Below are 25489 nucleotides of genomic sequence, written 5' to 3' on the forward strand. Positions count from 1 at the left end.
TGCGAGAGTCAGACCAAAAATTATCTCAACACTGAAGGTGTTTTGGCAACCGATTAAATTTACCTTGCCCATTGCACGCAATATTTTGGCGCGTTTCAGTCCGCTTCATTTATCAGCCGGATGTGGTTGCATCGGCTACGCCGGTTGCGCACGATAAAAAACGGTTAAAAAGCATTCGCTGCTAAGGGCACCTGGCCCGTAATTCAAAATCGCTAAACCTTGTAAGCTAATTCCGCCCTTGCGTCAAACGCAACTGTCAGCAATTTCGGAAAAAACATGCAGGTTCTCTAGTTTGCATCAAAAATGGCATTAATCGCTATGAATCAGTCTCGGTGTGATGAAGATCACCAATTCGCGCCTTTTTTGCTCACGAACGTCATGGCGAAACAGACCGCCCAGCAGGGGGAGATCGCCGAGTAAAGGCACCCGGGTTCGCCCTGTGGCGCTCTGTTGCTGAAAAATGCCCCCCAGCGCCAGGGTCTGTCCATCCTTTAGCATGACCTGCGTATCAATCTCCTGCTTATCAATGGTCAGTACCTCATTTTCGCCGCTGCGCATGTTCCGCCCGGGGGTATTTTGTGAAATATGTAATTTCAGCAAAATCCGACCCTGCGCCTGTACCACGGGCGTAACCTCCATGCCCAGCATCGCTTCTTTGAATTCCATTGTCGTTGAACCGCTATTACCGCTGGCGACCTCGTAAGGAATTTCTGTCCCCTGCCTGATACTGGCCGTCTGCTGATGTGAGGTTAACAGCCGCGGGCTGGCAATAATATCGGCCTGCTGCTCCCTTTGCAGGGCGCTTAATTCGAGATCCAGCAGGCGTCCGTCCAGTTTTGCCACCGTAAACCCGGCGACACCTGCGGGGCGTCCAACACCCAGATCCACACGGAGCTGGCTGGTACGCAGCGCCTCCGACACCGGGTCCGCCCCGCTCAACCCCCAGTTAACCCCTATTTCACGCAGATTTTCTTCACTGATGGTGACAATTTGCGCTGCCAGTTCGACCTGCGCCAGTGGTACATCCAGCTGGCGCACCCAGCGTTCAGCCTGCGTCAGTGCGACGTCGGTATCGCGCAGTAAAATCGTGTTGGTACGGCTGTCCAGAGAAATGCTGCCCCGTGGGGTCATCAAACGAGCGCGTTCGTTTTGCAAGCTGTCATTCACCGCCGTCGCATCCGCATGGTGCAGAGTCACCGTTCGGGTATGCAGCGGCAATGACTGCTCACTGGCTTCCTGCCGGGCAGCCTGAAGACGTTGCTCCTCCTGCTGCCAGCCTGCCGGAAAAACCAGCAGAATGTTCCCCTGCTGCTCTGAGCTTAAACGGCCCATTTTCAGTACCATCTGCAACGCCTGTTGCCAGGGAACCGCCTTCAGGCGCAGTGAGAGCACACCTTCAACCCCGGGAGCCACCATCAGATTGAGCTGCTGATAATCGGCCAGGGCCTGCAAAATTTGCCCTACCGGGGCAGAATCAAACGCCAGAGAGATCCGTGCCTCGCTGGCCATCGCCGGGCTAATCAGTATCAGCCACAGCCAAAATGTTCTCAGCATCCTGTCGTCCTTTTAGTGCCAGCCGCAGGGGGGGCTGGCAGTCCTGTGATGAGGCCAGGGTGACGGCCTCTTCCTCAATGTGAATGATCCGCCATGCGCTATCGGGCAGCCTGTCCCCCTTCCGGGCCCACAGAAGTTTTCCCTGCGGCGAATGCAGCCAGCTGTGATAATGCCCTTGCTGGCCAATGGTCCCTAACAGCCGCCAGCCTACACCAGCCTCCTCTGCGGGCGGGCAGCGGTGACGGTCTGCCGCAAAAAAGGGATCGCGCGCCCGGCCGTCTGAGGTCAGTAACCCCAGCAGCAGGCACGAGGCCAGCTTAACGTTCATCACTGATCTCCATAATCAGCCGCAGCTGCTGCGCATCACGCTGCAGGCTGAAGCGGGGAAGGTCCGGCACGGGTCGCAGGCTGGAAAGATAATTCAGCAGAGCCATAAACCCTGGCCACTGCAGCTGCATCGCCAGCTCACTACCATCTGCAGCAGGATGCCAGTATTCCAGCGTGCCGCCGCTGTGACGCAGCAGTTCTGGCAGCGAGAATGGCACTGCCACCGGTTCAGGCCGCAAGCGCGCTTGTTCCTCCAGTTGTTGCAGTGCCCACAGCGAAGGGCCGGCCGACAGCGCCAGCAGCTGCTGGCGGTAGCGCTGACTTTGCTGCTGATACTGGTGTGCCAGCCGCTGTTGTTCACGCTGCGCCGGGTGCCACCAGACCAGCCACAGCAAAAACAGCAGTAACAACGCAGTCGCGGTGAAGCTCAATGCCCGCCACCCGGCGGCTAGTTGCAGCCAGCCAGTGACCCAACGGGAGGTCACTGGCTGGCTACCTCAGGCGGCGTCAGCTCAGCCTGCATATCGAAGGTCATCTCCCCGGTCCGGGTACGCTGAAGGGGCCCCAACGCCACTGGATCCAGCGAGGGTATGTCTGCCAGTCGTTCGCGCAGCTGAAACAAAGGCTGAATATGGCGGCCCACGCCGCGTATCGTCAGGCTCTGCGGGGTTTTAGTCAGTGAGGTCAGCCAGACATCGGCGGGTAAAATGGCCCCCAGCCTGTGTGAAAAAGCCACCCACTGCATCACCTGACGCTGCCGCTGCTGCTGATGCTCCCACTGCTGCTGTCGCTGTTCTGACTGCATTTTCATGGCCAGCCAGCGGTCATTCAGCGCCGCCGCGGCACGCTGCGCCCCTGCCCACTGGGCCAGTGCAGCAGCCTGCTGCTGGTTGAGCTGACGCTGCCACTGTCCACTGAGGACCACCGTGCACAGTGCCAGGCACACCAGCACACTCAACAGACGCCAGAAGCGCCATCGCCTGCGTTGCCCGGCCTGCCGCCAGGGCAGTAAATTGACCCATACCATCAGCAATCCTCCGGCCGTAATGCCAGACCGGTCGCCAGCGCAAAGCACCCGTCACAAGCAGGCAACGGCGGCTGGTAGCACTGTAATGCTGCCAGCGGCGACAGGGCCTGCGTTCCCTCCGGCGGCGCTTCTGTCAGCGCTGAGCTGTACCACACGGTCTCAGTAACCGGCAGATAGCGCTGCCGTAAGGCCTCATAGTCCGGTGCATCCTCACGAGAACACCACCCCCACGGCGAGTCAGCAGACTGCGGGGCATACCACAGCCAGTGGTCACTGAGGCGATGAACCAGCGCCGCCGAGGGCGCAAGGGCCAGCGTGCGGGCCAGCGCATACAGTGCGCCCGGCGTCAGTTCCAGCACGTCAGGCTTGAGCGATGCCTGCTGTAAACAGCCCAGCCAGTTTTGCAATGCGTCACGACGGGCCGCCGTCAGGTAAACGGGCTCCCCCGGGCGGTTGCCGCTGCGGTAATCCAGTGCGAGGGCCTCGGGCGCGATGGGAAAAAATCGTCTCGCCGCCGCCACGATGTAGCTGCTACGATCGGGCTCACGTAATTGCAGGACTGGCGGGGCAAGCGAGTGCTGCATCACCAGCTGCGGCGGAAAGCCAACCCGCAGTGAGATACGGGCAGGAAGCTGTTTACGCCACTGTTGCAGTAACGCCACGACGGCGTCCGGGCGTTGCACCAGACCATTTCTTAACGTATCTTGCGGCAACGTATGCTGCCACCAGTGACGCAGTTGCCAGCCGTTTCGACGGCGCTGGATGCCCAGGGCGCAAAGTTGTCCGTTTTGAATGTCCAGCCCGACTTGCCATGTCTGAAAAGCCATTGACGCGATCTCCTTATCGTCTGTTGAAAAGGACGTATCCAAGGTACAGGCTTGCCTTTATACTACCGCGCGATTGTTTATAAACTGCCCAACCGACTTTAAATGGGAAATATCAGGTGAAGTTCGTAAAGTATTTATTGATCCTTGCAGTGTGTTGCATCTTGCTGGGAGCTGGCTCGATCTATGGTTTATACAAATACATAGAGCCACAGCTCCCGGATGTCGCCACGCTGAAAGATGTGCGTCTGCAGACGCCGATGCAGGTTTACAGTGCTGATAACGAGCTTATCGCCCAGTACGGTGAGAAACGCCGTATACCACTGACCCTGCAACAAATCCCACCGCTGATGGTGAAGGCATTTATCGCGACGGAAGACAGCCGGTTCTATGAGCACCACGGCGTCGACCCGATTGGTATTTTCCGTGCGGCCAGCGTTGCCCTGGTGTCTGGCCATGCTTCCCAGGGTGCCAGTACCATCACCCAGCAGCTGGCACGTAACTTCTTCCTCAGCCCGGAGCGCACGCTGATCCGTAAGGTGAAGGAGGCATTCCTCGCCATTCGTATTGAGCAGATGATGAGTAAAGATGAGATCCTCGAACTCTATCTGAACAAAATCTATCTCGGCTACCGAGCGTACGGCGTGGGGGCAGCGGCACAGGTTTACTTTGGTAAAAGCGTGGATGAGCTGTCGCTGAGCGAAATTGCGATGATTGCCGGCCTGCCTAAAGCACCGTCAACGTTTAACCCGCTCTATTCTCACGATCGTGCCGTGCAGCGTCGCAATACGGTACTGGCGCGTATGCTGGATCAGAAATACATCACTCAGGCCCAGTACACCGAGGCCCGCAATACGCCTCTGGTGGCTAACTATCACGTCCCTGAGATCGCTTTCTCTGCGCCTTATCTGACCGAGATGGTGCGCCAGGAGATGATCAAGCGCTACGGTGAGAATGCTTACAACGACGGTTACAAGGTCTACACCACAGTGACGCGTAAGCTTCAGCTGGCTGCACAGAAATCGGTGCAGGACAACGTGATTGCCTATGATATGCGTCACGGCTATCGTGGTCCTGCCAATGTGTTGTGGAAAGTGGGTGAGCAGGCCTGGGGGCACAGCGAGATTATGAAAACGCTGAAGTCACTGCCGGTTTACGGTCCTCTCTTCCCGGCGGTAGTCACCACCAGCACCAGCGGGGAAGCCACCGCTACCATGCGTGATGGCAGCACCGTTGCACTGGATCTGGACAGCGTTCGCTGGGCGCGACCATTCAAATCGGACACGTTACAGGGTGCCACTCCGCGCTCGGTCAGCCAGGTCTTACAGGCGGGCCAGCAGATTTGGGTGCGTAAAGTCGACAGCGGCTGGCAGCTGGCACAGGTGCCAGATGTGAACTCCTCGCTGGTGTCACTTGACCCGCAAGACGGTGCAGTACGCGCGCTGGTTGGCGGCTTTGACTTCAATCTGAGCAAGTTTAACCGTGCTACCCAGGCGCTGCGCCAGGTCGGTTCCAATATCAAACCTTTCCTGTATACCGCCGCGATGGATCGGGGGCTGACGCTGGCCTCTATTCTGAATGACGTGCCGATTTCCCGCTGGGATGCCGGTGCCGGAGCAGACTGGCGTCCGAAAAACTCACCTAACACCTATTCCGGCCCTATTCGCCTGCGTCAGGGGCTGGGTGAGTCGAAAAACGTGGTGATGGTGCGCGCCATGCGCGCGATGGGCGTTGACTATGCTGCCGAATATTTGCAGCGTTTCGGCTTCCCGGCAGAGAATATCGTCCACACCGAATCGCTGGCGTTAGGCTCGGCCTCCTTCACCCCGCTACAGATGGTTCGCGGCTACTCGGTGATGGCGAACGGCGGCTTCCTCGTTGACCCGTATTTCATTACGCGCATTGATGATGAACAGGGCAATCATGTGTTCGAGGTGAAGCCGAAAGTGGCCTGCCCGGAATGCAACCTGCCGGTTATCTATGGTGAAACCAAAAAAGCGGTGGCCCTGAGCGAAGACAGCGTGGAAAACGTTGCCGTCTCATCAGAGGGAACGAACGTCGCCGTACCGCAGCCGCAGCTGGAGCAGGTAACCCGGCAGCAGGTTCGTCAGGATGAAGAACCGCAGTACGCACCGCATGTGATTAACACGCCGCTGGCCTTCCTGATCAAAAGTGCGCTGAACTCGAATATTTTCGGGGAACCGGGCTGGATGGGAACCGGCTGGCGTGCGGGTCGCGACCTGAAACGTAACGACATCGGCGGCAAAACCGGTACAACCAACAGCTCGAAAGATGCCTGGTTCTCAGGTTATGGCCCCGGAGTGGTAACGTCGGTGTGGATTGGCTTTGACGACCATCGCCGCGATCTGGGGCGTACTACCGCCTCGGGTGCGATTAAGGATCAGATCTCCGGCTACGAAGGTGGTGCCAAGAGCGCGCAACCCGCGTGGGATGAGTATATGAAAGCCGCGCTGGATGGCGTACCAGTTCAGCCGCTGACGCCGCCTGAGGGCGTGGTAACCGTTAATATTGATCGCAGCACCGGCAAGCTGGCCAACGGTGGGGGGAACACCCGGGCAGAATACTTTATCAATGGCACCCAGCCGACGGAGTATTCCGTCCACGACGTGGGCACCACGCTGATGGATAACGGCGAAAGCCACGAGTTATTCTGATAGCTCACAAAAAGGCCGGGCAATTGCCCGGCCTTTTTTATTCAGCGCCCCGGGCATTCCCGGTCCGGCCATTCAGTAACTCAGCCTGCCCTGCTTCACCAGCCACTCTCTGACCAGAAACAGTGCACTGACGTTTCTTGCTTCGCAAAAATCAGGTTCGTCCAGCAGTGCCAGCAGGTTGTTCAGCGGCCAGCGTAACTGCGGCAGTGGCTCCGGTTCATCACCTTCCAGCTGCTCCGGATAGAGCCCTTCTGCCACCACGATATTCATTTTGCTGGAAAAATAAGAGGGAGCCAGGGTCAGTTTACCCAGCGCCTCGAGCTGACCGGCCCCAAAACCGGCTTCCTCTTTCAGTTCACGGTTAGCCGCGTCAAAAGGCGTTTCTCCCGGATCAATCAATCCCTTCGGGAAACCCAGCTCATAACATTCCAGCCCGACGGCATACTCCTGGATCAGGATCAGATGGTCATCAATGATCGGCACGATCATCACCGCCTCACGGCCAGAAGAGCGCATGCGCTCATAGACGCGACGCGCGCCGTTGCTGAACTCCAGGTCAACCGATTCAACGGTAAACAGTCTGGAGCGCGCCACTGCCTCGACACTGAGGATGGTTGGTTTCTGTAATTGTCTGGTCATACTGGCCCCAGCGAAAAGCCGAAAAGGTTAACGTCATGCCCTACGAAAGTAGGTACTGACCGTGTTATGGTCCATTGTGCGGTAGCCGCCGCAGGAATCCAATCATCGCATGGATCATTTTACTTATTTATAACAAATCATTGTAAACATGAGAAAAATAATTTAAGGAATGTCAATTATCCTGCTAATAATTAGGAATATGCCGATACCAACACGCTTAAATGCCTGGTACCATCAGCTTTGGCCATGCTATACAATTATTCTAATTTTATGATTTTTAGCACTATTTTTAATCACACAGTGGACTGCCAGCACTGTCAAAACTCGCCACACTCGGGTTAATATGACTATAGTCTCGCGCGGGATGGACGACAGGAGCATCGTGGCAGGAATGAGGGGAGCATGAGCACAATAGTCATCATATTGGCTGTAATGCTGGCCTGTTCGGTGACGGCAGGTTGTTTCTTTTGGTACGCTATGCGGCATCGTCCGCCGTTGGCGAAACCACTGCCATTCATCAGCCCCCCCTACCGTAAACTGAGCGACGACGAGCGCACAGCGGTGGAGCGGTACGTCTTAATGCTGGCGAAAAACCGCAGTGATACACTGCCCACCGGGGCCAGCAATACCCCCGAACAGCTGGTGCTCACTTCACAAAGTAATAATGTCTACCCCGTCACCCGCTCCATTACCCGCTACGGCCTCTCTACCGATGAACCCCACAAATGGCGTTACTATCTCGATTCGGTTGAAGTCCATCTGCCCCCGCTTTGGGAGCAGTACATCGCGGAAGAAAACTATGTCGAGCTGATTAAAACGCAAACCATTCCGCTGGTTATTTCCCTGAACGGCCATTCCCTTACCCAGTACAACTGGGAATCTCCCGCGCTGGCCCCCGTGGTGCGCGCCACCGGGCAGAATGCGTCCATTCGCAAGGAAGAGGGGGAGAGCATTGAACTGGTCAGGGTGCGGAAAGAGAGCCAGGAAGAGTATGCCTTAAGTCGTCCGGACGGTACGCGGGAAGCCGTGCTCATTATCACGGCGATGCTGCTGTTTTTCATCAGTCTGGTCGGTCCGCTGGTGCTGATGCCCTGGCTGGTCCTGGCGGGTATCGGTATGATCCTGGTCAGCCTCTGGATGCTGTATCGCCGGCCGACGGAAAAAGACCTGCGCGAAATTCACTGTCTGCGGGGCGCACCGAAACGCTGGGGCCTGTTTGGTGAGTCCAATCAGGGCCAGATCAGCAATATCTCCCTGGGCATCATTGATTTAATCTATCCACCGCACTGGCAGAATTATGTTGCTCAGGATCTTGGCCAGACCACCGAGGTCGATATTTACCTCAACCGTCAGGTGGTACGTCAGGGACGTTTTCTTTCTCTGCAGGATGAAGTGCGTAATTTCCCACTGCAGCGCTGGCGTAAAAACGTCGTGCTGGCCGCCGGGTCGCTTTTCGTTCTGGTGTTACTGATTGCCTGGATCCCCCTGAGTATGCCGCTGAAGTTAAGCATGGCGTGGATTAAGGGCACGGAAAGTCTGCAATTTACCCAGGTCAGCGAGTTAGAAAAATCGCCACTGCACGTGGGTGACAGTCTGAAAGTGAAAGGTACCGGGATGTGCTCTGTTCCGGCCACCTACCAGGGCAACCGCAGTTATGCCTTTATGCCTTTCGACTGTTCAGCCATGTACTGGAATAACGCCGAGCCCCTGCCCCTGCCGCAGTCCGATATTATTGATAAAGCCACGGCGCTGCTGGATACGACCAATCTGCAACTGCACCCGCAGAGCAGCACCGATCCTAAGCTTAACCCACAGCTGGCTACGGCCATTCAGAAATCCGGCATGATCCTGCTGGATGATTTCTCCGATATCGTGCTAAGAACCCAGGAACTGTGTAACCAGGAGCAGGATTGCGTACGTCTGAAAAATGCCCTGGTGAACCTGGGTAATGCTAAAGACTGGCAAACGCTGGTACGCCGCGCCAACTCAGGAGCATTGAATGGCATGAACGTGCTGCTGCGCCCGGTCAGCGCCCAGGCGCTGGAAAACCTGGTGAATACCGCCACCTCCTCCTTCTTCTATCGTGAAACACGTCGTGCTGCAGAGGCGTTAAACAGCCCTCCTCCGGGGGGCTTCCTGATCTTCAGCGATGAAGGCCGCCAGTTGGTGAACCAGCCTGCTCCCGCCGCCTCGTTGTTTGACTACAACGCGCCGGACCAGTGGCCCGAATTACAGCGGCTGGCGGGTATGCTGCTGCATACCCCGTTTGAGGCCAGCGGTATTATTACCAGCATCACCACAGACGCTAACGGCACACGCCACATTGCCCTGCACAGTGAGCCTGACACCATTACGCTGATGCACTACGTGGGCAGCAGCCTGCTGCTGCTGGTTCTCGCCGTGTGCGTGGTGGTCAACACCCTGCTGGCGCTGCGCCGTATTCATCGCAATCGCCTGCGTACGCAGGAGATCCATCAATACTATGAAAAATGCTTTAACCACTCGTTAAGTGATATCCAGACCGTACGGCCCATTTTCTGAGCCGACGGATCTGTACTATTTTTAACAGTGAGACTCTTCTTAACTGAAATAATCCTGGTACCCCCTCCCCCGACGACTTGAAAGCGTCCGGGGAGGCCCCTATATAGGGTTATCCCCATAAGGAGCAGCGATGAAAGAGAAACCCTCAGAAGGGGTCCGGCTCGATAAATGGCTCTGGGCCGCACGCTTTTATAAAACCCGCGCTGATGCCCGTGAAATGGTGGAAGGCGGAAAAGTCCACTATAACGGCCAGCGCAGTAAACCCAGCAAACAGGTGGAAGTCGCCGCCGAGCTGACGCTGCGTCAGGGTAACGATCAGCGCACGGTGGTCATCGAAGCGATCAGCGACAAACGTGGCCCGGCAACCGTGGCACAACAGCTCTATCGTGAAACAGCGGAAAGTATTGAGAAGCGGGAAAAGGTGGCCCTGGCGCGTAAAATGAACGCGCTCACCATGCCGCATCCTGACCGGCGTCCGGATAAAAAGGAACGCCGCGATCTGATGAAATTTAAACATTCTGGCGATGAGTAACGCCAAATTTGAGAGAAATATTATGACCCAGCAAGACCAGATGCACCGTTACCTGTTTGAAAATCATGCTGTGCGTGGCGAACTGGTCACTGTCTCACAGACATGGCAGGAAATCATTCACGGCCATGACTATCCGCAGCCGGTGCAGCAGGTGCTCGGTGAACTGCTGGTTGCCACCAGCCTGCTGACCGCCACGCTGAAATTTGACGGTGATATCACCGTTCAGCTGCAGGGCGATGGTCCGCTGAATATGGCGGTGATTAACGGCAATAATCATCAGGAAATGCGCGGCGTGGCGCGGATGCAGGGCGAGATTGCTGACGGTAGCAGCCTGAAAGAGATGGTCGGCAATGGCTATCTGGTGATCACCATTTCGCCAAAAGAGGGTGAGCGTTATCAGGGCGTGGTTGGGCTGGAAGGTGACACGCTCGCTGAATGCCTGGAAGATTATTTTATGCGTTCAGAGCAGCTGCCCACCCGTCTGTTCATCCGAACCGGTACCAGCGAGTCACAGACGGGTGCCGCCGGGATCCTGCTACAGGTACTGCCAGCCCAGGACGCCAGCCTGGATGAGTTTAATCATCTCGCCACGCTGACCGAAACCATCAAAACGGAAGAGCTGCTGGGCCTGCCTGCGAATGATGTGCTGTGGCGTCTCTACCATCAGGAAGAGGTGACGCTGTTTGAACCGCAGAATGTGGTGTTCAAATGCACCTGCTCCCGCGAACGCTGCGGTGATGTCCTGCGCACCCTGCCGGAAGCTGAAGTGGATCAGATCCTGCAAGAGGATGGCAACATCGATATGCACTGTGACTATTGTGGCAATCATTATGTTTATGATGCGGTGGATATTGCCGCCATTCGTAATGACTCTGCCGCAGGCGATCGGCAGGTACACTAACCTTCAGGGGCCGGAGTCACTCCGGCCTTATCCCTTGCCCCTTTAATACGTCCCTCCGCTAAAACATAATACGATACTCCTGTCGCAAAATGCCGAGTTTTTCACCAGCCAAACCACACGCTTCCCTTATTTATCACTATCAATCCCCACCGTGTTAGCACTATGAATGCAACAGGAGCCAGTACATTTCATCGAAGCAGGGGCCGCTTCTCATTTTTCCTTTTTGGCCCTTTCGCTGCACGCTGACAGGTGTAAACTTCGCGCGATCGTGCCATCCCCGCCCCTGATATGGAAGTTGCGGGGGATGACGGTAATAGAACAATGAAATGCCCCTACACTTTGATGAAGTACAAAAAACCGACAAAGGAGCAGTATTATGCGCACTAACGACCTGACCCCACAGGACCTCGTCGCTTATGGCATCACTGATACGGTTGAAGTGGTTCATAACCCTGGCTATGAAGCCCTCTTCAGGGAAGAAACTCAGCCCGGTTTAAGCGGATTTGAACGCGGTATCGTCACTCAGTCTGGCGCCGTGGCGGTTGATACCGGGATTTTTACCGGCCGTTCGCCGAAAGATAAATACCTGGTGCGCGATGAAACAACCCGCGACACCCTGTGGTGGAACGACCAGGGCAAAGGTAAAAATGATAATCAGCCCCTCTCTCAGGAGACCTGGCAGTCGCTAAAATCCCTTGTCACCCGGCAGCTCTCCGGCAAACGTCTGTTTGTAGTTGACGCCTGGTGCGGGGCCAATCCTGACTCCCGTCTGAGCGTCCGCTTTATTACAGAAGTCGCCTGGCAGGCACACTTCGTGAAAAACATGTTTATCCGCCCGGATGAAGAGAGCCTGAAACACTTCGTGCCCGACTTTGTGGTCATGAACGGGGCGAAATGCACTAACCCTGACTGGAAGGCGCAGGGGCTGAATTCAGAAAACTTTGTGGCGTTTAACCTCACGGAAAACATGCAGCTTATCGGGGGAACCTGGTACGGTGGCGAGATGAAAAAAGGGCTGTTCACCGTCATGAACTATCTGCTGCCGCTGAAGGGCATTGCCTCCATGCACTGCTCGGCTAACGTCGGTGAAAAAGGTGATGTGGCGATCTTTTTCGGCCTCTCAGGCACCGGAAAAACCACCCTGTCGACCGACCCGCGACGCCAGCTGATCGGCGATGACGAACATGGCTGGGATGATGACGGCGTGTTTAACTTCGAGGGGGGGTGTTACGCCAAAACCATCAAGCTGTCGGAGAGCGCGGAACCGGAGATCTATCACGCTATCCGGCCGGATGCCCTGCTGGAAAACGTGGTGGTCCGCAGCGACGGATCGGTAGACTTCGATGACGGCAGCAAAACCGAGAATACCCGCGTTTCCTACCCGATTTACCATATCGACAATATCGTCAAACCGGTTTCAAAAGCAGGACATGCAAAGAAAGTGATCTTCCTGACGGCCGATGCCTTCGGCGTCCTGCCGCCGGTTTCACGCCTGACGGCTGACCAGACCCAGTACCATTTCCTGTCAGGGTTTACCGCCAAGCTGGCAGGGACCGAGCGTGGCGTTACCGAACCGACTCCCACCTTCTCCGCCTGCTTTGGTGCCGCCTTCCTGACGCTGCATCCCACGCAGTACGCAGAAGTGCTGGTGAAACGGATGAACGCCGCCGGAGCTGAAGCCTGGCTGGTGAACACCGGCTGGAACGGCAGCGGCAAGCGCATTTCCCTGAAAGACACGCGGGCCATCATCAACGCCATCCTCAGTGGCGACATCGGTCATGCGGATACGGTAACGCTGCCGATCTTCAATCTGGAAATACCGCTGAGTCTGCCGGGTGTCGACAGTGCGCTGCTTGACCCGCGAAATACCTATGCGGATGAAGCGCAATGGGAAAGCAAGGCACGGGATCTGGCACAGCGTTTTATCACCAACTTTGATAAATTTACCGATACCAAAGCGGGGGCTGCGTTGGTGAAAGCCGGGCCGAAACTGTAAGGGGAACAGGTAAACGCCCGGGCAAGCAGGTTGCCCTCCCTGCACGGGCGGCCCTTTTCAGGGTCGCCCGGCATGACTTCGATCGGGCGTTATTTTTGCGGCTGGCCAACCGTACCTGCTGGCAGCGCTGCTGGAGGCAGAGGCAGCCAGGCACGGATCAGCAGCCCACCCTTGTCGCTTTTTCCGATCTCAAGAGAGCCCTGGTGGGCGTCGATAATACGCTGGACGATCGCCAGGCCCAACCCGGTTCCGCTGGTGCTGCGGGCGCTATCGCCGCGCACAAACGGCTGGAACAGATGCTTAAGCTGGTCAGGCTCAATGCCGGGGCCATCATCCTCGACCTGGAACCAGGCCCGGTGAAGCTCACGACCGGAGCTGACTTTAATCCAGCCATTGCCATAGCGGGCGGCATTCACCACCATATTGGCCAGCGCACGCTTAATGGCCAGCGGGTTTATCTCCAGCATCAGCTCATCAGACATCACGGCATTTTCAATCTCACGCTCATATCCACTTTCTGCCGCCACCACCTCACCCAGTACGCTGTTCAGGTCGGCGCGTTCAAACTGCATCTCCTGCCCGGTGCGCAGATAGTCAATAAACTGCTCGATAATCGCATTGCACTCTTCGATATCTTTATTGATCGACTCCGCCAGGTAACCGTCCTGCTCTGACATCATTTCCGTCGCCAGGCGAATGCGCGTCAGCGGGGTTCTCAGATCGTGACTGACCCCGGCCATCAGCAGTGTACGGTCATCGGCCAGCTGTTTCACACCCGACGCCATCTGATTAAACGCCCGCGTCACGGAGCGCACTTCAGAAGCGCCGTACTCACGCAGCGGCGGCGGAATAATGCCCTTACCCACCTGTAACGCCGCGTGTTCCAGCTCCACCAGCGGGCGGTTCTGAATGCGGATAAACAGCCAGGCACCGCCGATCGCCAGCAGCATAATCGCCAGGGTATAGCGGAACAGCGGGGAGAAGTCACCCTGATGGATTTCGGTCAGCGGCACGCGCACCCAGATGTCCGGCGACAGCCAGGTTTTCAGCCACACCACCGGCGAGTTCTTATTCACCTCGACGCGAACATCAGTGGGGCCGCCGAGCTGCTGTGCCATCTGCTGGCTGAGGAACTGATAGTGCTGCGCCCAGCGTAATCCGCTCTCTTCCGCCGCTGCATTGGTATACAGCGAGATGCCCAGTTCACGGTAAATTTCACGGCGGAAAGCGGGTGGCACTTCCAACTGCGTACCATCTTCCAGCTGTAACCGGTCGGTCATCAACATGCGCACTTCATAAGCCAGCACTTTGTTGAACTGTTGCAGGCTCGGCAAAATGGCAAAGTTCAGCACCACCAGATAGGTCGTTACCAGGCTGACGAACAGCAAGGTAACGATCAACAGTAACGTACGGGCAAATGAACTGCGGGGAGAGAAGCGGAATCGCCTCATGCTTTACTGCCGTCCGGCACAAAGACGTAGCCCAGGCCCCAGACGGTCTGGATGTAGCGTGGGTGAGCGGGATCTTCTTCAACCATACGGCGCAGACGAGAGATCTGTACGTCGATGGAACGTTCCATGGCACTGTACTCACGGCCACGAGCCAGATTCATCAGCTTGTCGCGGGACAGCGGCTCACGCGGGTGACTCACCAGCGCTTTCAGTACGGCGAACTCACCGCTGGTCAGCGGCATCGGTTCGTCTTCACGAAACATCTCACGGGTACCGAGGTTCAGCTTGAACTTACCGAACGCAATGACCGCTTCTTCCTGAGAAGGCGCACCCGGCAGCTCATTCGCCTGACGGCGCAGCACCGCACGGATACGGGCCAGCAGTTCACGCGGGTTAAACGGTTTTGGAATATAGTCATCAGCACCAATTTCCAGGCCCACGATGCGATCCACTTCTTCGCCCTTCGCGGTGACCATAATAATCGGCATCGGGTTGCTCTGGCTGCGCAAACGGCGGCAGATAGACAGGCCGTCTTCCCCCGGCAACATCAGATCAAGCACCATCAAATGGAAGGACTCACGCGTCAGCAGACGGTCCATCTGCTCGGCGTTGGCCACGCTGCGCACCTGAAAACCCTGCTCGGTCAGATAACGCTCCAGCAGAGCACGCAAACGCATGTCATCATCTACCACCAGGATTTTGTAATTCTCTTGCATTTCGACACTCCCAAAGGCGCAATTGCCTGAGCCTGTATTTTCAAAAAAGATGCCTGAATGTAACAGTCAATAATGGTTTATATTGTAGCCGAAATTGTTACAAAGCATATTAAACAGCAGCTTATCTTTAAAATACCTTCGCATAATGCGGCAAAGCGACCGCGTTAGTCCGGGTATTTATCATGACAAACAAGCAGTAACGTCACGGAATAATTCAGAACAACGGATTTGCATCCTGCAACGCAGCACAACAAAATAGTCCCCTGTCACGAAGAAGAATGGCGCAACGATGAAAACCAAACTGATCACTCGCGAAGGCTACAACCGGCTCAAGCAGGAGCTGGACTTTCTCTGGCGCGAAGAGCGGCCAGAAGTCACCAAAAAAGTGACCTGGGCTGCCAGCCTGGGTGACCGCAGCGAAAACGCCGATTATCAGTACAATAAAAAGCGCCTGCGGGAAATTGATCGTCGCGTGCGCTACCTCACCAAGTGTCTTGAACAGCTGCGCATTGTTGACTATTCCCCCCAGCAGGATGGCAAAGTCTTTTTCGGTGCCTGGGTCGAGGTGGAAAACGACGAGGGCGACGTGAAACGCTTTCGCATTGTCGGCTACGACGAAATCTTTGGCCGTAACGACTATATCTCGATTGACGCCCCCATGGCGCGTGCCCTGCTGAAAAAAGAGACGGGCGATGCGGCTATCGTGCAGACCCCGGCAGGCGAAGCACTGTGGTACGTCAACGAGATCAGCTATGTAAAAGAGTCCTAATCGCGCCGTTGCCGCGCCGCAGACCGCCCGATAACTGGCATTCTGCGGCAGCAATCCGTATAACTGTTGCCAATTTCTTCCGCTAAAAAGTATCCCAACCATGATGAATGATTCACTGAGCCGACTGATTGCAAGTGAGCTGCAGGCCAGAGCAGAACAGGTTGAAGCCGCTGTTCGCCTGCTGGACGAAGGAAACACCGTGCCGTTTATCGCACGTTACCGAAAGGAAGTGACCGGTGGGCTGGATGATACCCAACTGCGCCAGCTCGAAACGCGCCTGAGTTATCTGCGTGAGCTTGCCGACCGCCGCCAGTCCATCCTGAAATCCATTGCCGATCAGGGAAAACTGACCGACGAGCTGGCAGCAGCCATTAACGCCACCCTGAGTAAAACCGAGCTCGAAGATCTCTATCTTCCCTACAAGCAGAAGCGCCGTACGCGCGGGCAGATCGCCATTGAGGCCGGTCTGCAACCGCTGGCAGAAACGCTGTGGCAGGAGCCCTCTCACGATCCTGAACAGCTGGCAGCCCGCTATGTCGATGCGGATAAAGGTGTTGCAGATACCAAAGCCGCGCTGGATGGTGCCCGTTATATCCTGATGGAGCGCTTTGCCGAAGACGCCGGTCTGCTGGCTAAAGTCCGCGACTACCTGTGGAAAAATGCGCACCTGGTTGCCCGGGTTATTGAGGGTAAAGAGGAGGAAGGCGCAAAATTCCGCGACTACTTCGATCATCACGAAGCATTAGCCACAGTGCCCTCCCACCGTGCGCTGGCCATGTTCCGTGGCCGTAACGAAGGCATTTTACAGTTGGCCCTGAATGCCGATCCGCAGTTTGACGAACCGCCGCGCGAAAGCCACGGTGAGCAGATCATCACCGAACACCTGAATCTGCGCCTGAACAATGCCCCGGCAGATGCCTGGCGTAAAGCCGTGGTCAGCTGGACCTGGCGTATCAAAGTACTGCTGCACCTCGAAACTGAGCTGATGGGTACGGTACGCGAGCGCGCCGAAGACGAGGCGATCAACGTCTTCGCCCGTAACCTGCACGACCTGCTGATGGCCGCCCCGGCGGGCATGCGCGCCACCATGGGCCTCGATCCCGGCCTGCGCACCGGGGTGAAAGTCGCAGTCGTCGATGCCACTGGCAAGCTGGTCGCCACCGACACGATTTATCCTCATACCGGGCAGACCGCTAAAGCCGCTGCCGCCGTGGCCGCGCTCTGCACCCGACATCAGGTTGAGCTGGTCGCCATTGGTAACGGCACCGCTTCACGCGAAACTGAGCGTTTCTACCTGGAAGTACAAAAACAGTTCCCGCAGGTGCAGGGCCAGAAAGTCATCGTCAGCGAAGCCGGAGCCTCGGTCTACTCCGCCTCCGAGCTGGCAGCGCTGGAGTTCCCGGGGCTGGATGTCTCCCTGCGCGGCGCGGTGTCCATTGCCCGTCGCCTGCAGGATCCGCTCTCCGAGCTGGTGAAGATCGACCCGAAATCCATCGGCGTGGGCCAGTATCAGCATGACGTCAGTCAGAGCCAGCTGGCGAAAAAGCTTGATGCCGTGGTGGAAGACTGCGTTAACGGCGTCGGTGTGGATCTGAACACCGCCTCCGTTCCCCTGTTGACCCGCGTGGCCGGTCTGAGCAAGATGATCGCCCAGAACATCGTCGCCTGGCGTGACGAAAATGGCCGCTTCCAGAACCGCCAGCAACTGCTGAAGGTCGGTCGCCTGGGACCCAAGGCGTTTGAACAGTGCGCCGGGTTCCTGCGTATCACTCAGGGGGATAATCCGCTGGATGCCTCCACGGTGCACCCGGAAGCCTATCCGGTGGTAGAGCGTATCCTCGCAGCTACCGAACAGGCGCTTAACGACCTGATGGGGAACCCGACAGAATTACGCAGCCTGAGAGCCGTTGATTTTACCGACGAGCGCTTCGGTGTTCCGACCGTCAGCGATATCATCAAAGAGCTGGAAAAACCGGGCCGTGACCCGCGTCCGGAGTTTAAAACCGCGCAGTTTGCTGATGGTGTCGACACCATGAACGATCTGTTGCCAGGTATGGTACTGGAAGGGTCCGTGACCAATGTGACAAACTTTGGTGCCTTCGTTGATATCGGCGTCCATCAGGACGGTCTGGTGCATATCTCCTCACTGTCCGATAAGTTTGTCGACGATCCGCACAAAGTGGTGAAAGCCGGTGATGTGGTGAAAGTGAAGGTGATGGAAGTCGATTTACAGCGCAAACGTATTGCGCTGACGATGCGCCTTGACGAACAGCCGGGAGAAACCAGCGCGCGCCGTGGCGGTGGCAATCATGCCGCCAGCGGCCGTGACAACGCCCGACCGGCAAAAGCCAGCCCCAAACGCCCTGCCGCCCAGCCAGCGGGTAACAGTGCGATGGGGGATGCCCTCGCCGCTGCATTTGGCAAAAAAAGCTGATCCTGTCGGCGGGCCTGCGGGCCCGCCCTTTTTCCTCAATCTTGTCCCTCTCCCTGCGCTATAAGTTGCTCCACATCAATGTGAGCAATAATCACTCTCATTAAAATTCTCAGTGTCTTTTCTTCCGCAGCATACAGGCACCTACCATGCAACTGATCCCACAGCACTCCTACCGCATCGCTGGCTTCTCACCCGCTATCAACCCGGCATTTCGCCAGAAATTAATGGCGCTGGGCCTGTTACCCGGCTCCACCTTTCAGCTGATCCGCGTGGCACCGCTGGGCGATCCTTTGCATATTGAGACCCGACGCGTCAGTCTGATGCTGCGTAAAAAAGACCTGTCCCTGCTACAGCTGGAAGTGGTGAACCCGGTGGGAGACATCGCATGAAGGCCTGTACCATTGCGCTGACGGGGAATCCGAACGTGGGTAAAACCACCCTGTTTAACCAGCTTACCGGTTCACGTCAGCGGGTCGGTAACTGGGCCGGGGTAACCGTGGAACGCAAAGAGGGGCAGTTCAGCACGGCCGAGCATCAGGTGCGGCTGGTCGATCTTCCCGGCTGCTACTCACTCACCACCCTGTCAGCGCAGGCCTCGCTGGACGAGCAGATTGCCTGTCAGTATCTGCTGGAAGGCGAAGCCGACCTGGTGATCAACGTGGTGGATGCCAGTAACCTTGAGCGTAACCTCTATCTGACCCTGCAACTGCTGGAGATGGGACAACCCTGTATTGTCGTGCTGAATATGCTGGATATTATTGAAAGCCAGCAGACCAAAATGGATCTCACGGTGCTGGCGCAGGCGCTGGGCTGCCCGGTGGTACCGATGGTATCAACACGCGGGCGCGGCATCGATCTCCTGAAGAGTACCCTCGATGGCAACAGGCCGGAGAATACCCCGCTGGCCGTTCCTTATCCGGCATCGCTGCAACCGGTGATGGACGCACTGGCTGCGGCGCTACCGGCCTCCACGCCAACGCCGCAAAAACGCTGGCTGGCCCTGCAGATGCTGGAAGGCGACATCGCCAGCCAGCAGCAGTTTCCGGCCGCTGCCGCCCTCCTGCCGGCACTGACGTCGTCGCTGCAGGAGGATGTTGCGCAGACTATCGTCAGCAGCCGCTATCAGTTCATAGAGTCACTCTGCCACCGGGTGATCCATGAGGCGGGCACGCGCGCGGCATTCAGTCAGCGGCTGGATCAGCTGACCCTGAACCGCTGGCTCGGCCTGCCGGTCTTTCTGCTGGTGATGTATCTGATGTTCTTCCTTGCCATCAATCTCGGCGGGGCGCTACAGCCTCTGTTCGACCTCGGTTCCGCCGCCCTCTTTATTCAGGGCACGCAATGGCTGGGTGTGACATTACATCTGCCGGTATGGCTAACGCTGTTTCTGGCCCAGGGCATTGGCGGAGGGATCAATACCGTGATGCCGCTGGTGCCGCAGATTGGCATGATGTACCTGTTTCTCTCCCTGCTGGAGGACTCCGGCTATATGGCGCGCGCCGCCTTTGTGATGGATCGGCTGATGCAGGCCCTCGGGCTGCCGGGAAAATCCTTTGTGCCGCTGATCGTCGGCTTCGGCTGTAACGTGCCGTCAGTGATGGGCGCACGCACGCTGGATGCCCCCCGTGAGCGTCTGATCACTGTGCTGATGGCACCGTTTATCTCCTGCGGAGCCCGGCTGGCTATCTTTGCCGTCTTTGCCGCAGCCTTCTTCGGCCAGGGTGGGGCACTGGTGGTGTTCAGCCTCTATCTGCTTGGCATCTGCGCGGCGATTGCCACCGGCCTGCTGCTCAAGCATACCCTGATGCGCGGAGAGGCCAGCCCGTTTGTGATGGAGCTGCCGCTGTGGCATATGCCCCACGCGAAAAGCCTGCTGCTGCAGACCTGGCAGCGCCTGCGTGGCTTTGTGCTGCGCGCCGGGAAAGTGATCGTGATGGTCAGTATGCTGATCGGCGCGCTGAACAGTTTTTCTTTTAGCGGCCAGCCGGTCAGTCACCTGAATGATTCCGCGCTGGCCAGCGTCAGCCGCATGCTGACCCCACTGCTGGCTCCTATCGGGGTGCATGACGATAACTGGCAGGCCACCGTGGGCCTGCTGACCGGGGCGATGGCAAAAGAGGTGGTGGTCGGTACGCTTAATACCCTGTACACCGCTGAGGCGCTGCAGCAGCAGCCCTTTGATGCCAGCCAGTTCAGCCTCAGTGGTCAGCTGTATGATGCCGTAGCCGAAACCTGGCAGGGCATTAAAGCTACCTTCAGCCTGAGCGTTCTCGCTAACCCGATCGAGGCCAGTAAAGGCGACGCCGAGATGGCCAGCGGGGCCATGGGTACCATGCACAGTAAATTCGCCAGCGACGCGGCGGCCTACAGTTATCTGATTTTTGTACTGCTGTACGTGCCCTGCGTCTCTGTGATGGGGGCCATTGCCCGTGAAAGCAGCAGCCGCTGGATGATGTTCTCCATTCTGTGGGGGCTGGATCTGGCGTATTCCCTGGCGGCCCTGTTTTATCAGGCCTCCAGCTTCCGGCTGCACCCGGGCAGCAGTAGCCTGATTATTGCCGCCGTGCTGTTGGTTAACGCGCTGCTGCTGGCCGCCCTGCGCCGCGTCAAAATCACGCCGGCGCTGATCCCGGTAAAAAACATCACCCACAGCTGCACGTCCTGTGAAAAAAAGGGCCGCTGTCACTGATCTCCCGTCAGACAGCTGCGCGAGACGGAGCGGGAAGGGTTGTGTTTTTTTGACCAGCGTCTACAGTGAAAAATAACGCCTGAATTTTTCACTCGCGGTGGTCAGAAAAATAATAATGGATATTATCAATAACTTACTAGATAAAATCTACGAATACACTTTCCCGCCATCGTGCCTGCAGCGGCTGCATGCGCTGATTGCTGACGCGCGCGGGGCCGTTTGTCACCCGCGTAAGCCGCACTGGGACGAAAAAGACGTGGTGCTGATCACCTACGCCGATCAGTTCCATGCCGAAAATACGCCGACTCTGACCACCTTCTCCCGCTTCTGGCAGCAACACCTGGCGTCCAGCTTCAATCTGGTACACCTGCTGCCCTTCTTCCCATACTCTTCCGATGACGGCTTCTCGGTAATAGATTACCACCAGGTTAATCCCCCATGCGGGAGCTGGCAGGAGATTGCTGATTTGCGTCAGCATACGCGGCTGATGTTCGATTTCGTCTGTAATCACATGTCCGCCCAAAGCGCCTGGTTCCGGCACTATCTGGCGCAGGATCCGGGTTGGGATGATTTCTTTATCAGTATGCCGCCCACCACTGACCTGAGCGCGGTGACCCGCCCCCGGACGTCGCCGCTGCTGACCCCGTTCGAGATGGCTAACGGCGAAACCCGTTTTATCTGGAGCACCTTTAGCGCCGATCAGATCGACCTGAACTTCGCTAACCCTGAGGTGCTCATCGCCATGGTGAACGTCCTGCTGGATTACCTGAAAAAAGGCGCAGATTACGTCCGGCTGGACGCCGTCGGCTACATGTGGAAAACACCCGGTACCCCCTGTATTCATCTGGAAAAAACGCATCAGCTGGTAAAGCTGTTTCGCGCCATTGCCAATGACGTGGCCCCCGGCACCGTGGTACTGACCGAAACGAATGTGCCGCACAAAGATAACATCAGCTACTTTGGCAACGGGCGTGACGAAGCCCAGATGGTCTATCAGTTTTCACTGCCTCCGCTGGTGCTGCACGCTATTCACAATGGATCATCGCGTGCGCTGCGCCAGTGGGCCTCCTCGCTCGACGGTGGCAGCGGATCCACCACCTTCTTTAACTTTCTGGCTTCCCATGACGGCATCGGGCTCAACCCGCTGCGCGGGATCCTGCCGGAAACCGAGATCGTCTCGCTGGTGCGTGACCTGGCGATGGAGGGCGCACTGGTCTCCTATAAAAATAACCCGGACGGCAGCACCAGCCCCTATGAAATTAACGTCACCTATATGGATGCGCTGAATCAGAAAGACGATGACGACGAGACGCGCCTGCGCCGGTTCCTGCTGGCACACGCGCTGCTGCTGGCCTTCCCCGGCGTTCCGGCGATCTACATTCAAAGTATTCTGGGTTCGCGAAATGATATGGATGGTGTCAAAGCTGCCGGTCACAACCGCGCTATTAACCGGCAGAAATATGCCGTCAGCGAGATTGAAGCAGCACTGGCGGAAAAAGATTCACTGCGGCAGCGGGTCTATTTCGCCCTCAGCCAGCTGATCCAGCTCCGCACCCGCCAGCCCGCCTTCCACCCTGACAATCCGATGAGGATCCTCGACAGCGATAACGCCCTGCTGGTGCTGCATCGTCAGGCCCGGGATGAGCAGGAATCCCTGTGGTGCGTATTTAATCTGAGCAGTAAAGCGGTGAGCATGAAGCTGCCGGAGCCGCGCTGGTACCGCGATATTGCGAGTGGGGATCGTATTGATGGGGGGCAGTCACTGCAGCTGGAGGCCTGGGGCTTTCACTGGCTGAAAATCTGAACCTGCCCACCGGGGCGGGCAGGTAAACCTCTTATTACTTATACACTTCAGCCAGTGCGTGGTCGCGGTTACCCTGCTGGGCCGCAACGATCACATAATATTTCCCCCCTTTCTCATCAGCTTTTTTCGATAAGTGGGCGTTGGCATCCATGGGGTTGATAGTGGAGTTTGTCGTCACCGTACCGATCATCTCCAGGTTCATCTCCTGCGCTTTTTCGCGCGTTATCTGCTCGGCAGCGCCAGCATTAAACACTGCAAAAGTGGTCAACAGTAGGGCAGAGATAGCGAGTTGCTTTTTCATAAAACTTCCTCTCCTTAGGGCAATGTTTCCAGTTAATCCTGGCCGTAATAAATACGGCCACTTTCATTATTGTCCCGACGGAAAAAAGCAGCAACGTGGTGAATTGTTGCAAAAAGTAATCGGAGATGACATCACGCAGCAACCGCGACGATAGCGGAGTTTCAGGGCCAAACCTCAGGGATAAAATCAATAATTCGCTGAGAGAACGCTGCCGGGTGAGAGATAAACGGCGCATGGGCTGCCTTGTCGATAACATGACTGTGACTTTCCGGCCAGCAGGCATCCAGCATCGGCACTATTTTGCGCGGTACCAGCCCGTCCAGCGCACCATATAGCCGCAGAAAGGGCAACGTCAGTGCCGCCATGTCCTTTCGAAGATCGGCGGTCTTCAGTATTTCCAGCCCCCCGTTCAGTACCTCTGCCGTCGGCAGCGGGCGGTCAAACACCACACTTTTCAGCCTGCGGGCATCCTGCCGGGCACTGTCCGTACCCAGCGTTTGCAGCGCCAGAAAACGTTCCACAGTACGCTGGAAATCTTCGCTTAGCTGCTGCTGGAAACTGACCAGCGTGTCGGGTTTGATGCCCGGCCACTCCGCCGTCGCGCTGAAGCGCGGCGAGGATGCAACGCTAATCAGCCCTTTGACCCGCTGTGGGAAGTCCAGGGCTGCCTGACTGGCCACCAGGCCACCGAGAGACCAGCCCAGCCAGACTGCCTCCGCCGGTACCCGGGCGGCCACCTCTGCCGCCATCGCCTTCAGCGACATCGGCGCAAAGCCCTGGCTGTGACCGTACCCCGGCAGATCCACCAGGTGTAGACAAAAATGTGCGCTGAGTCGACTGCTGATGCAATGCCAGACCCCGGCGTTCAGACCCCATCCGTGCAGCAGCACAAGATGGCGATCGCCCTGGCCAATAGTCTCCCGGTGAAGCGTACTCATGGGTTATGGTCCTGTTTTTTATTGTGAGGTCGCCATGCTACCAATGCCAGCGGGCTGTTGGCTATGCCTGATGCCGCTACGTTACTCGCAGCACGGCCTGTGCAGCGTCTGTCTGCGCCCGCTTCTGACTCAGCCAGCCTGTTGCCCGCGCTGTGGATTACCCAGCCAGAGGAAGAAAACGGCCTGTGGTCGCTGCCTGCGCCGTCCGCCCCCCTGGCAGCACCTGGTGCGCGTGACCCCCTGGCAGCCACCGCTGGACCGGCTGGTGAATCAGCTGAAGTTTTATCGTGCCACCGCACATGCGGTAATGCTGGCGCGGCTGATACTGCTATGCTGGTTAATGCAGCGGCGTGAAACTGGGCTGCGGCGGCCGGACCTGCTGTTAACCGTGCCCCTGCATCACCGTCGTGCCTGGCAGCGGGGCTATAATCAGCTGGAAGATATGGCGCACTGGCTGGCCCGCCGGGTGCCCTGTCAGTATTTGCCCCGCGCCGTCACGCGCGTCCGGGCCGGACATATCCAGCACACCCTGGGCGCGCTGGCGCGGCGTAAAAACCTGCGCGGCGCCTTCCGGCTTGAAAGAGAGGTGCGCGGGCTGCATATCAGTCTGCTGGATGATGTGGTGACCACTGGCAGCACCGCCGCCGAGATCAGCCGCCTTCTGCTGGCCCACGGCGCCGCCAGCGTACAGATCTGGTGCCTGTGCCGAACCTTGTAGAGCGTCGGTGATGGGCGTATTATAACCAACGAAATTAGTCAACTATTGAGCAATCGCCATGATCCTAATTACCGACTCTGCACAAGAGCACTTCGCAAAACTGCTGTCAAAGCAGGAAGATGGCACCCAAATTCGTGTATTCGTGATTAACCCGGGTACGCCAACCGCCGAGTGCGGTGTTTCTTACTGTCCGCCTGACGCCGTTGAAGCGACCGATACGGAACTGAAGTTCCCTCTTCTTTCGGCCTACGTTGACGCCCTGAGTGCCCCGTACCTTGAAGATGCTGAAATCGACTTTGTTACCGACAATCTGGGTTCTCAGCTGACCCTGAAAGCGCCGAACGCCAAAATGCGCAAAGTTAACGACGATGCCCCGCTAATGGAGCGCGTTGAGTATCTGTTGCAGGCACAGATCAACCCGCAGCTGGCCAGCCACGGCGGTAAAGTGTCCCTGATGGAAATTACCGACGAAGGCTTTGCCATTCTGCAATTTGGCGGCGGCTGTAACGGCTGTTCCATGGTCGATGTGACCCTGAAAGAAGGCATCGAGAAAGAGATGCTGGCGGCCTTCCCTGAGCTGAAAGGCGTACGTGACCTTACCGAGCATCAGCGCGGTGAGCACTCGTTCTACTGATCCCCCTGGGCCGGTTATC

At 57.2% G+C, this 25489-nt stretch carries 22 protein-coding genes; 12 read left to right on the top strand and 10 right to left on the bottom strand.

Annotation, left to right across the window (positions count from 1 at the left end; translation table 11 throughout):
• Positions 1-309: 309 nt before the first annotated feature.
• The 5 genes from hofQ to pilM are packed head-to-tail and all read right to left on the bottom strand — an operon-like array spanning position 310 to position 3735.
• Positions 310-1554: a DNA uptake porin HofQ gene (gene hofQ, locus ACZ3HG_RS10860; RefSeq protein ID WP_465332815.1), complete on the bottom strand. Its 1245-nt coding sequence runs from the start codon at positions 1552-1554 to the stop codon at positions 310-312.
• On the bottom strand, positions 1517-1882 hold the full coding sequence (locus tag ACZ3HG_RS10865; protein WP_465332816.1) for a HofP DNA utilization family protein: 366 nt from the start codon (positions 1880-1882) through the stop codon (positions 1517-1519). Before ACZ3HG_RS10865 ends, hofQ begins: the two co-directional genes overlap by 38 nt.
• Positions 1872-2366 carry a HofO family protein gene (locus ACZ3HG_RS10870; protein WP_465332817.1) on the bottom strand — a complete coding sequence of 165 codons (495 nt, stop codon included), beginning with the start codon at positions 2364-2366 and terminating at the stop codon, positions 1872-1874. Before ACZ3HG_RS10870 ends, ACZ3HG_RS10865 begins: the two co-directional genes overlap by 11 nt.
• The gene (locus tag ACZ3HG_RS10875) at positions 2363-2908 is read right to left on the bottom strand and encodes a PilN domain-containing protein (protein ID WP_465332818.1); all 546 of its coding nucleotides are present in this window, start codon (positions 2906-2908) and stop codon (positions 2363-2365) included. Before ACZ3HG_RS10875 ends, ACZ3HG_RS10870 begins: the two co-directional genes overlap by 4 nt.
• Positions 2908-3735, bottom strand: coding sequence for a type IV pilus biogenesis protein PilM (gene pilM, locus ACZ3HG_RS10880; RefSeq protein ID WP_191934578.1), 828 nt, complete (start codon positions 3733-3735; stop codon positions 2908-2910). The genes ACZ3HG_RS10875 and pilM overlap by 1 nt, the downstream gene beginning before the upstream one ends.
• 116 nt (positions 3736-3851) lie before the next feature.
• Between pilM and mrcA the strand changes: the two genes are divergently transcribed.
• Positions 3852-6407 carry a peptidoglycan glycosyltransferase/peptidoglycan DD-transpeptidase MrcA gene (gene mrcA, locus ACZ3HG_RS10885; protein ID WP_191934577.1) on the top strand — a complete coding sequence of 852 codons (2556 nt, stop codon included), beginning with the start codon at positions 3852-3854 and terminating at the stop codon, positions 6405-6407.
• Between the two features lie 72 nt (positions 6408-6479).
• On the opposite strand, the gene nudE is transcribed toward mrcA, so the two are convergent.
• A complete protein-coding gene (gene nudE, locus ACZ3HG_RS10890; RefSeq protein WP_191934576.1) occupies positions 6480-7046 on the bottom strand; it encodes an ADP compounds hydrolase NudE in 567 nt (188 codons plus the stop codon).
• A 402-nt stretch (positions 7047-7448) separates the two neighbouring features.
• On the opposite strand from nudE, the gene ACZ3HG_RS10895 reads away from it, so the two are divergent.
• The 4 genes from ACZ3HG_RS10895 to pckA all read left to right on the top strand — a co-directional run bounded on the left by ACZ3HG_RS10895 (position 7449) and on the right by pckA (position 13016).
• Positions 7449-9587, top strand: a complete 2139-nt coding sequence (locus ACZ3HG_RS10895; RefSeq protein WP_191934575.1) for an intracellular growth attenuator family protein — start codon at positions 7449-7451, stop codon at positions 9585-9587.
• A gap of 130 nt (positions 9588-9717) precedes the next feature.
• Positions 9718-10119: a ribosome-associated heat shock protein Hsp15 gene (hslR, locus tag ACZ3HG_RS10900; protein ID WP_191934574.1), complete on the top strand. Its 402-nt coding sequence runs from the start codon at positions 9718-9720 to the stop codon at positions 10117-10119.
• 22 nt (positions 10120-10141) lie between these two features.
• On the top strand, positions 10142-11020 hold the full coding sequence (gene hslO / locus ACZ3HG_RS10905; protein ID WP_191934573.1) for an Hsp33 family molecular chaperone HslO: 879 nt from the start codon (positions 10142-10144) through the stop codon (positions 11018-11020).
• Between the two features lie 376 nt (positions 11021-11396).
• A complete protein-coding gene (gene pckA, locus ACZ3HG_RS10910) occupies positions 11397-13016 on the top strand; it encodes a phosphoenolpyruvate carboxykinase (ATP) (protein WP_191934572.1) in 1620 nt (539 codons plus the stop codon).
• 89 nt (positions 13017-13105) lie between these two features.
• Here the strand turns inward: pckA and envZ are convergent, their stop codons facing one another.
• Entirely contained in the window at positions 13106-14467 is a 1362-nt protein-coding gene (gene envZ / locus ACZ3HG_RS10915) for a two-component system sensor histidine kinase EnvZ (RefSeq protein ID WP_191934571.1), read from the bottom strand.
• Positions 14464-15183: an osmolarity response regulator transcription factor OmpR gene (gene ompR, locus ACZ3HG_RS10920; RefSeq protein ID WP_001157751.1), complete on the bottom strand. Its 720-nt coding sequence runs from the start codon at positions 15181-15183 to the stop codon at positions 14464-14466. Before ompR ends, envZ begins: the two co-directional genes overlap by 4 nt.
• A gap of 289 nt (positions 15184-15472) precedes the next feature.
• On the opposite strand from ompR, the gene greB reads away from it, so the two are divergent.
• The 5 genes from greB to ACZ3HG_RS10945 all read left to right on the top strand — a co-directional run bounded on the left by greB (position 15473) and on the right by ACZ3HG_RS10945 (position 22879).
• Complete coding sequence (gene greB, locus ACZ3HG_RS10925; protein WP_191934570.1) at positions 15473-15952, top strand: transcription elongation factor GreB; 480 nt, start codon at positions 15473-15475, stop codon at positions 15950-15952.
• Positions 15953-16052: 100 nt separating this feature from the next.
• Positions 16053-18386 carry a Tex family protein gene (locus ACZ3HG_RS10930; RefSeq protein WP_191934569.1) on the top strand — a complete coding sequence of 778 codons (2334 nt, stop codon included), beginning with the start codon at positions 16053-16055 and terminating at the stop codon, positions 18384-18386.
• A gap of 146 nt (positions 18387-18532) precedes the next feature.
• Positions 18533-18775 carry a ferrous iron transporter A gene (feoA, locus tag ACZ3HG_RS10935; protein ID WP_191934568.1) on the top strand — a complete coding sequence of 81 codons (243 nt, stop codon included), beginning with the start codon at positions 18533-18535 and terminating at the stop codon, positions 18773-18775.
• A complete protein-coding gene (feoB, locus tag ACZ3HG_RS10940; RefSeq protein ID WP_465332819.1) occupies positions 18772-21075 on the top strand; it encodes a Fe(2+) transporter permease subunit FeoB in 2304 nt (767 codons plus the stop codon). Before feoA ends, feoB begins: the two co-directional genes overlap by 4 nt.
• 115 nt (positions 21076-21190) lie before the next feature.
• Entirely contained in the window at positions 21191-22879 is a 1689-nt protein-coding gene (locus tag ACZ3HG_RS10945) for an alpha-amylase family glycosyl hydrolase (RefSeq protein ID WP_465332820.1), read from the top strand.
• Positions 22880-22913: 34 nt separating this feature from the next.
• Here ACZ3HG_RS10945 and ACZ3HG_RS10950 read toward each other — a convergent pair whose 3' ends face one another.
• Together ACZ3HG_RS10950 and bioH are read right to left on the bottom strand one after the other, a co-directional pair.
• On the bottom strand, positions 22914-23180 hold the full coding sequence (locus tag ACZ3HG_RS10950) for a YdgH/BhsA/McbA-like domain containing protein (RefSeq protein ID WP_191934565.1): 267 nt from the start codon (positions 23178-23180) through the stop codon (positions 22914-22916).
• A gap of 161 nt (positions 23181-23341) precedes the next feature.
• Positions 23342-24118 (bottom strand): pimeloyl-ACP methyl ester esterase BioH, encoded by a 777-nt coding sequence (gene bioH, locus ACZ3HG_RS10955; protein ID WP_191934564.1) that lies wholly within the window; start codon positions 24116-24118, stop codon positions 23342-23344.
• A 34-nt stretch (positions 24119-24152) separates the two neighbouring features.
• Here bioH and gntX point away from each other — a divergent pair, with 34 nt between their 5' ends.
• Both gntX and nfuA read left to right on the top strand, forming a co-directional pair.
• Positions 24153-24836 (top strand): DNA utilization protein GntX, encoded by a 684-nt coding sequence (gene gntX, locus ACZ3HG_RS10960; protein ID WP_465332821.1) that lies wholly within the window; start codon positions 24153-24155, stop codon positions 24834-24836.
• Positions 24837-24894: 58 nt separating this feature from the next.
• Positions 24895-25470: a Fe-S biogenesis protein NfuA gene (gene nfuA, locus ACZ3HG_RS10965; protein WP_062747646.1), complete on the top strand. Its 576-nt coding sequence runs from the start codon at positions 24895-24897 to the stop codon at positions 25468-25470.
• Positions 25471-25489: the final 19 nt, after the last annotated feature.

Source organism: Erwinia sp. PME.40.26/001, from assembly GCF_055556675.1.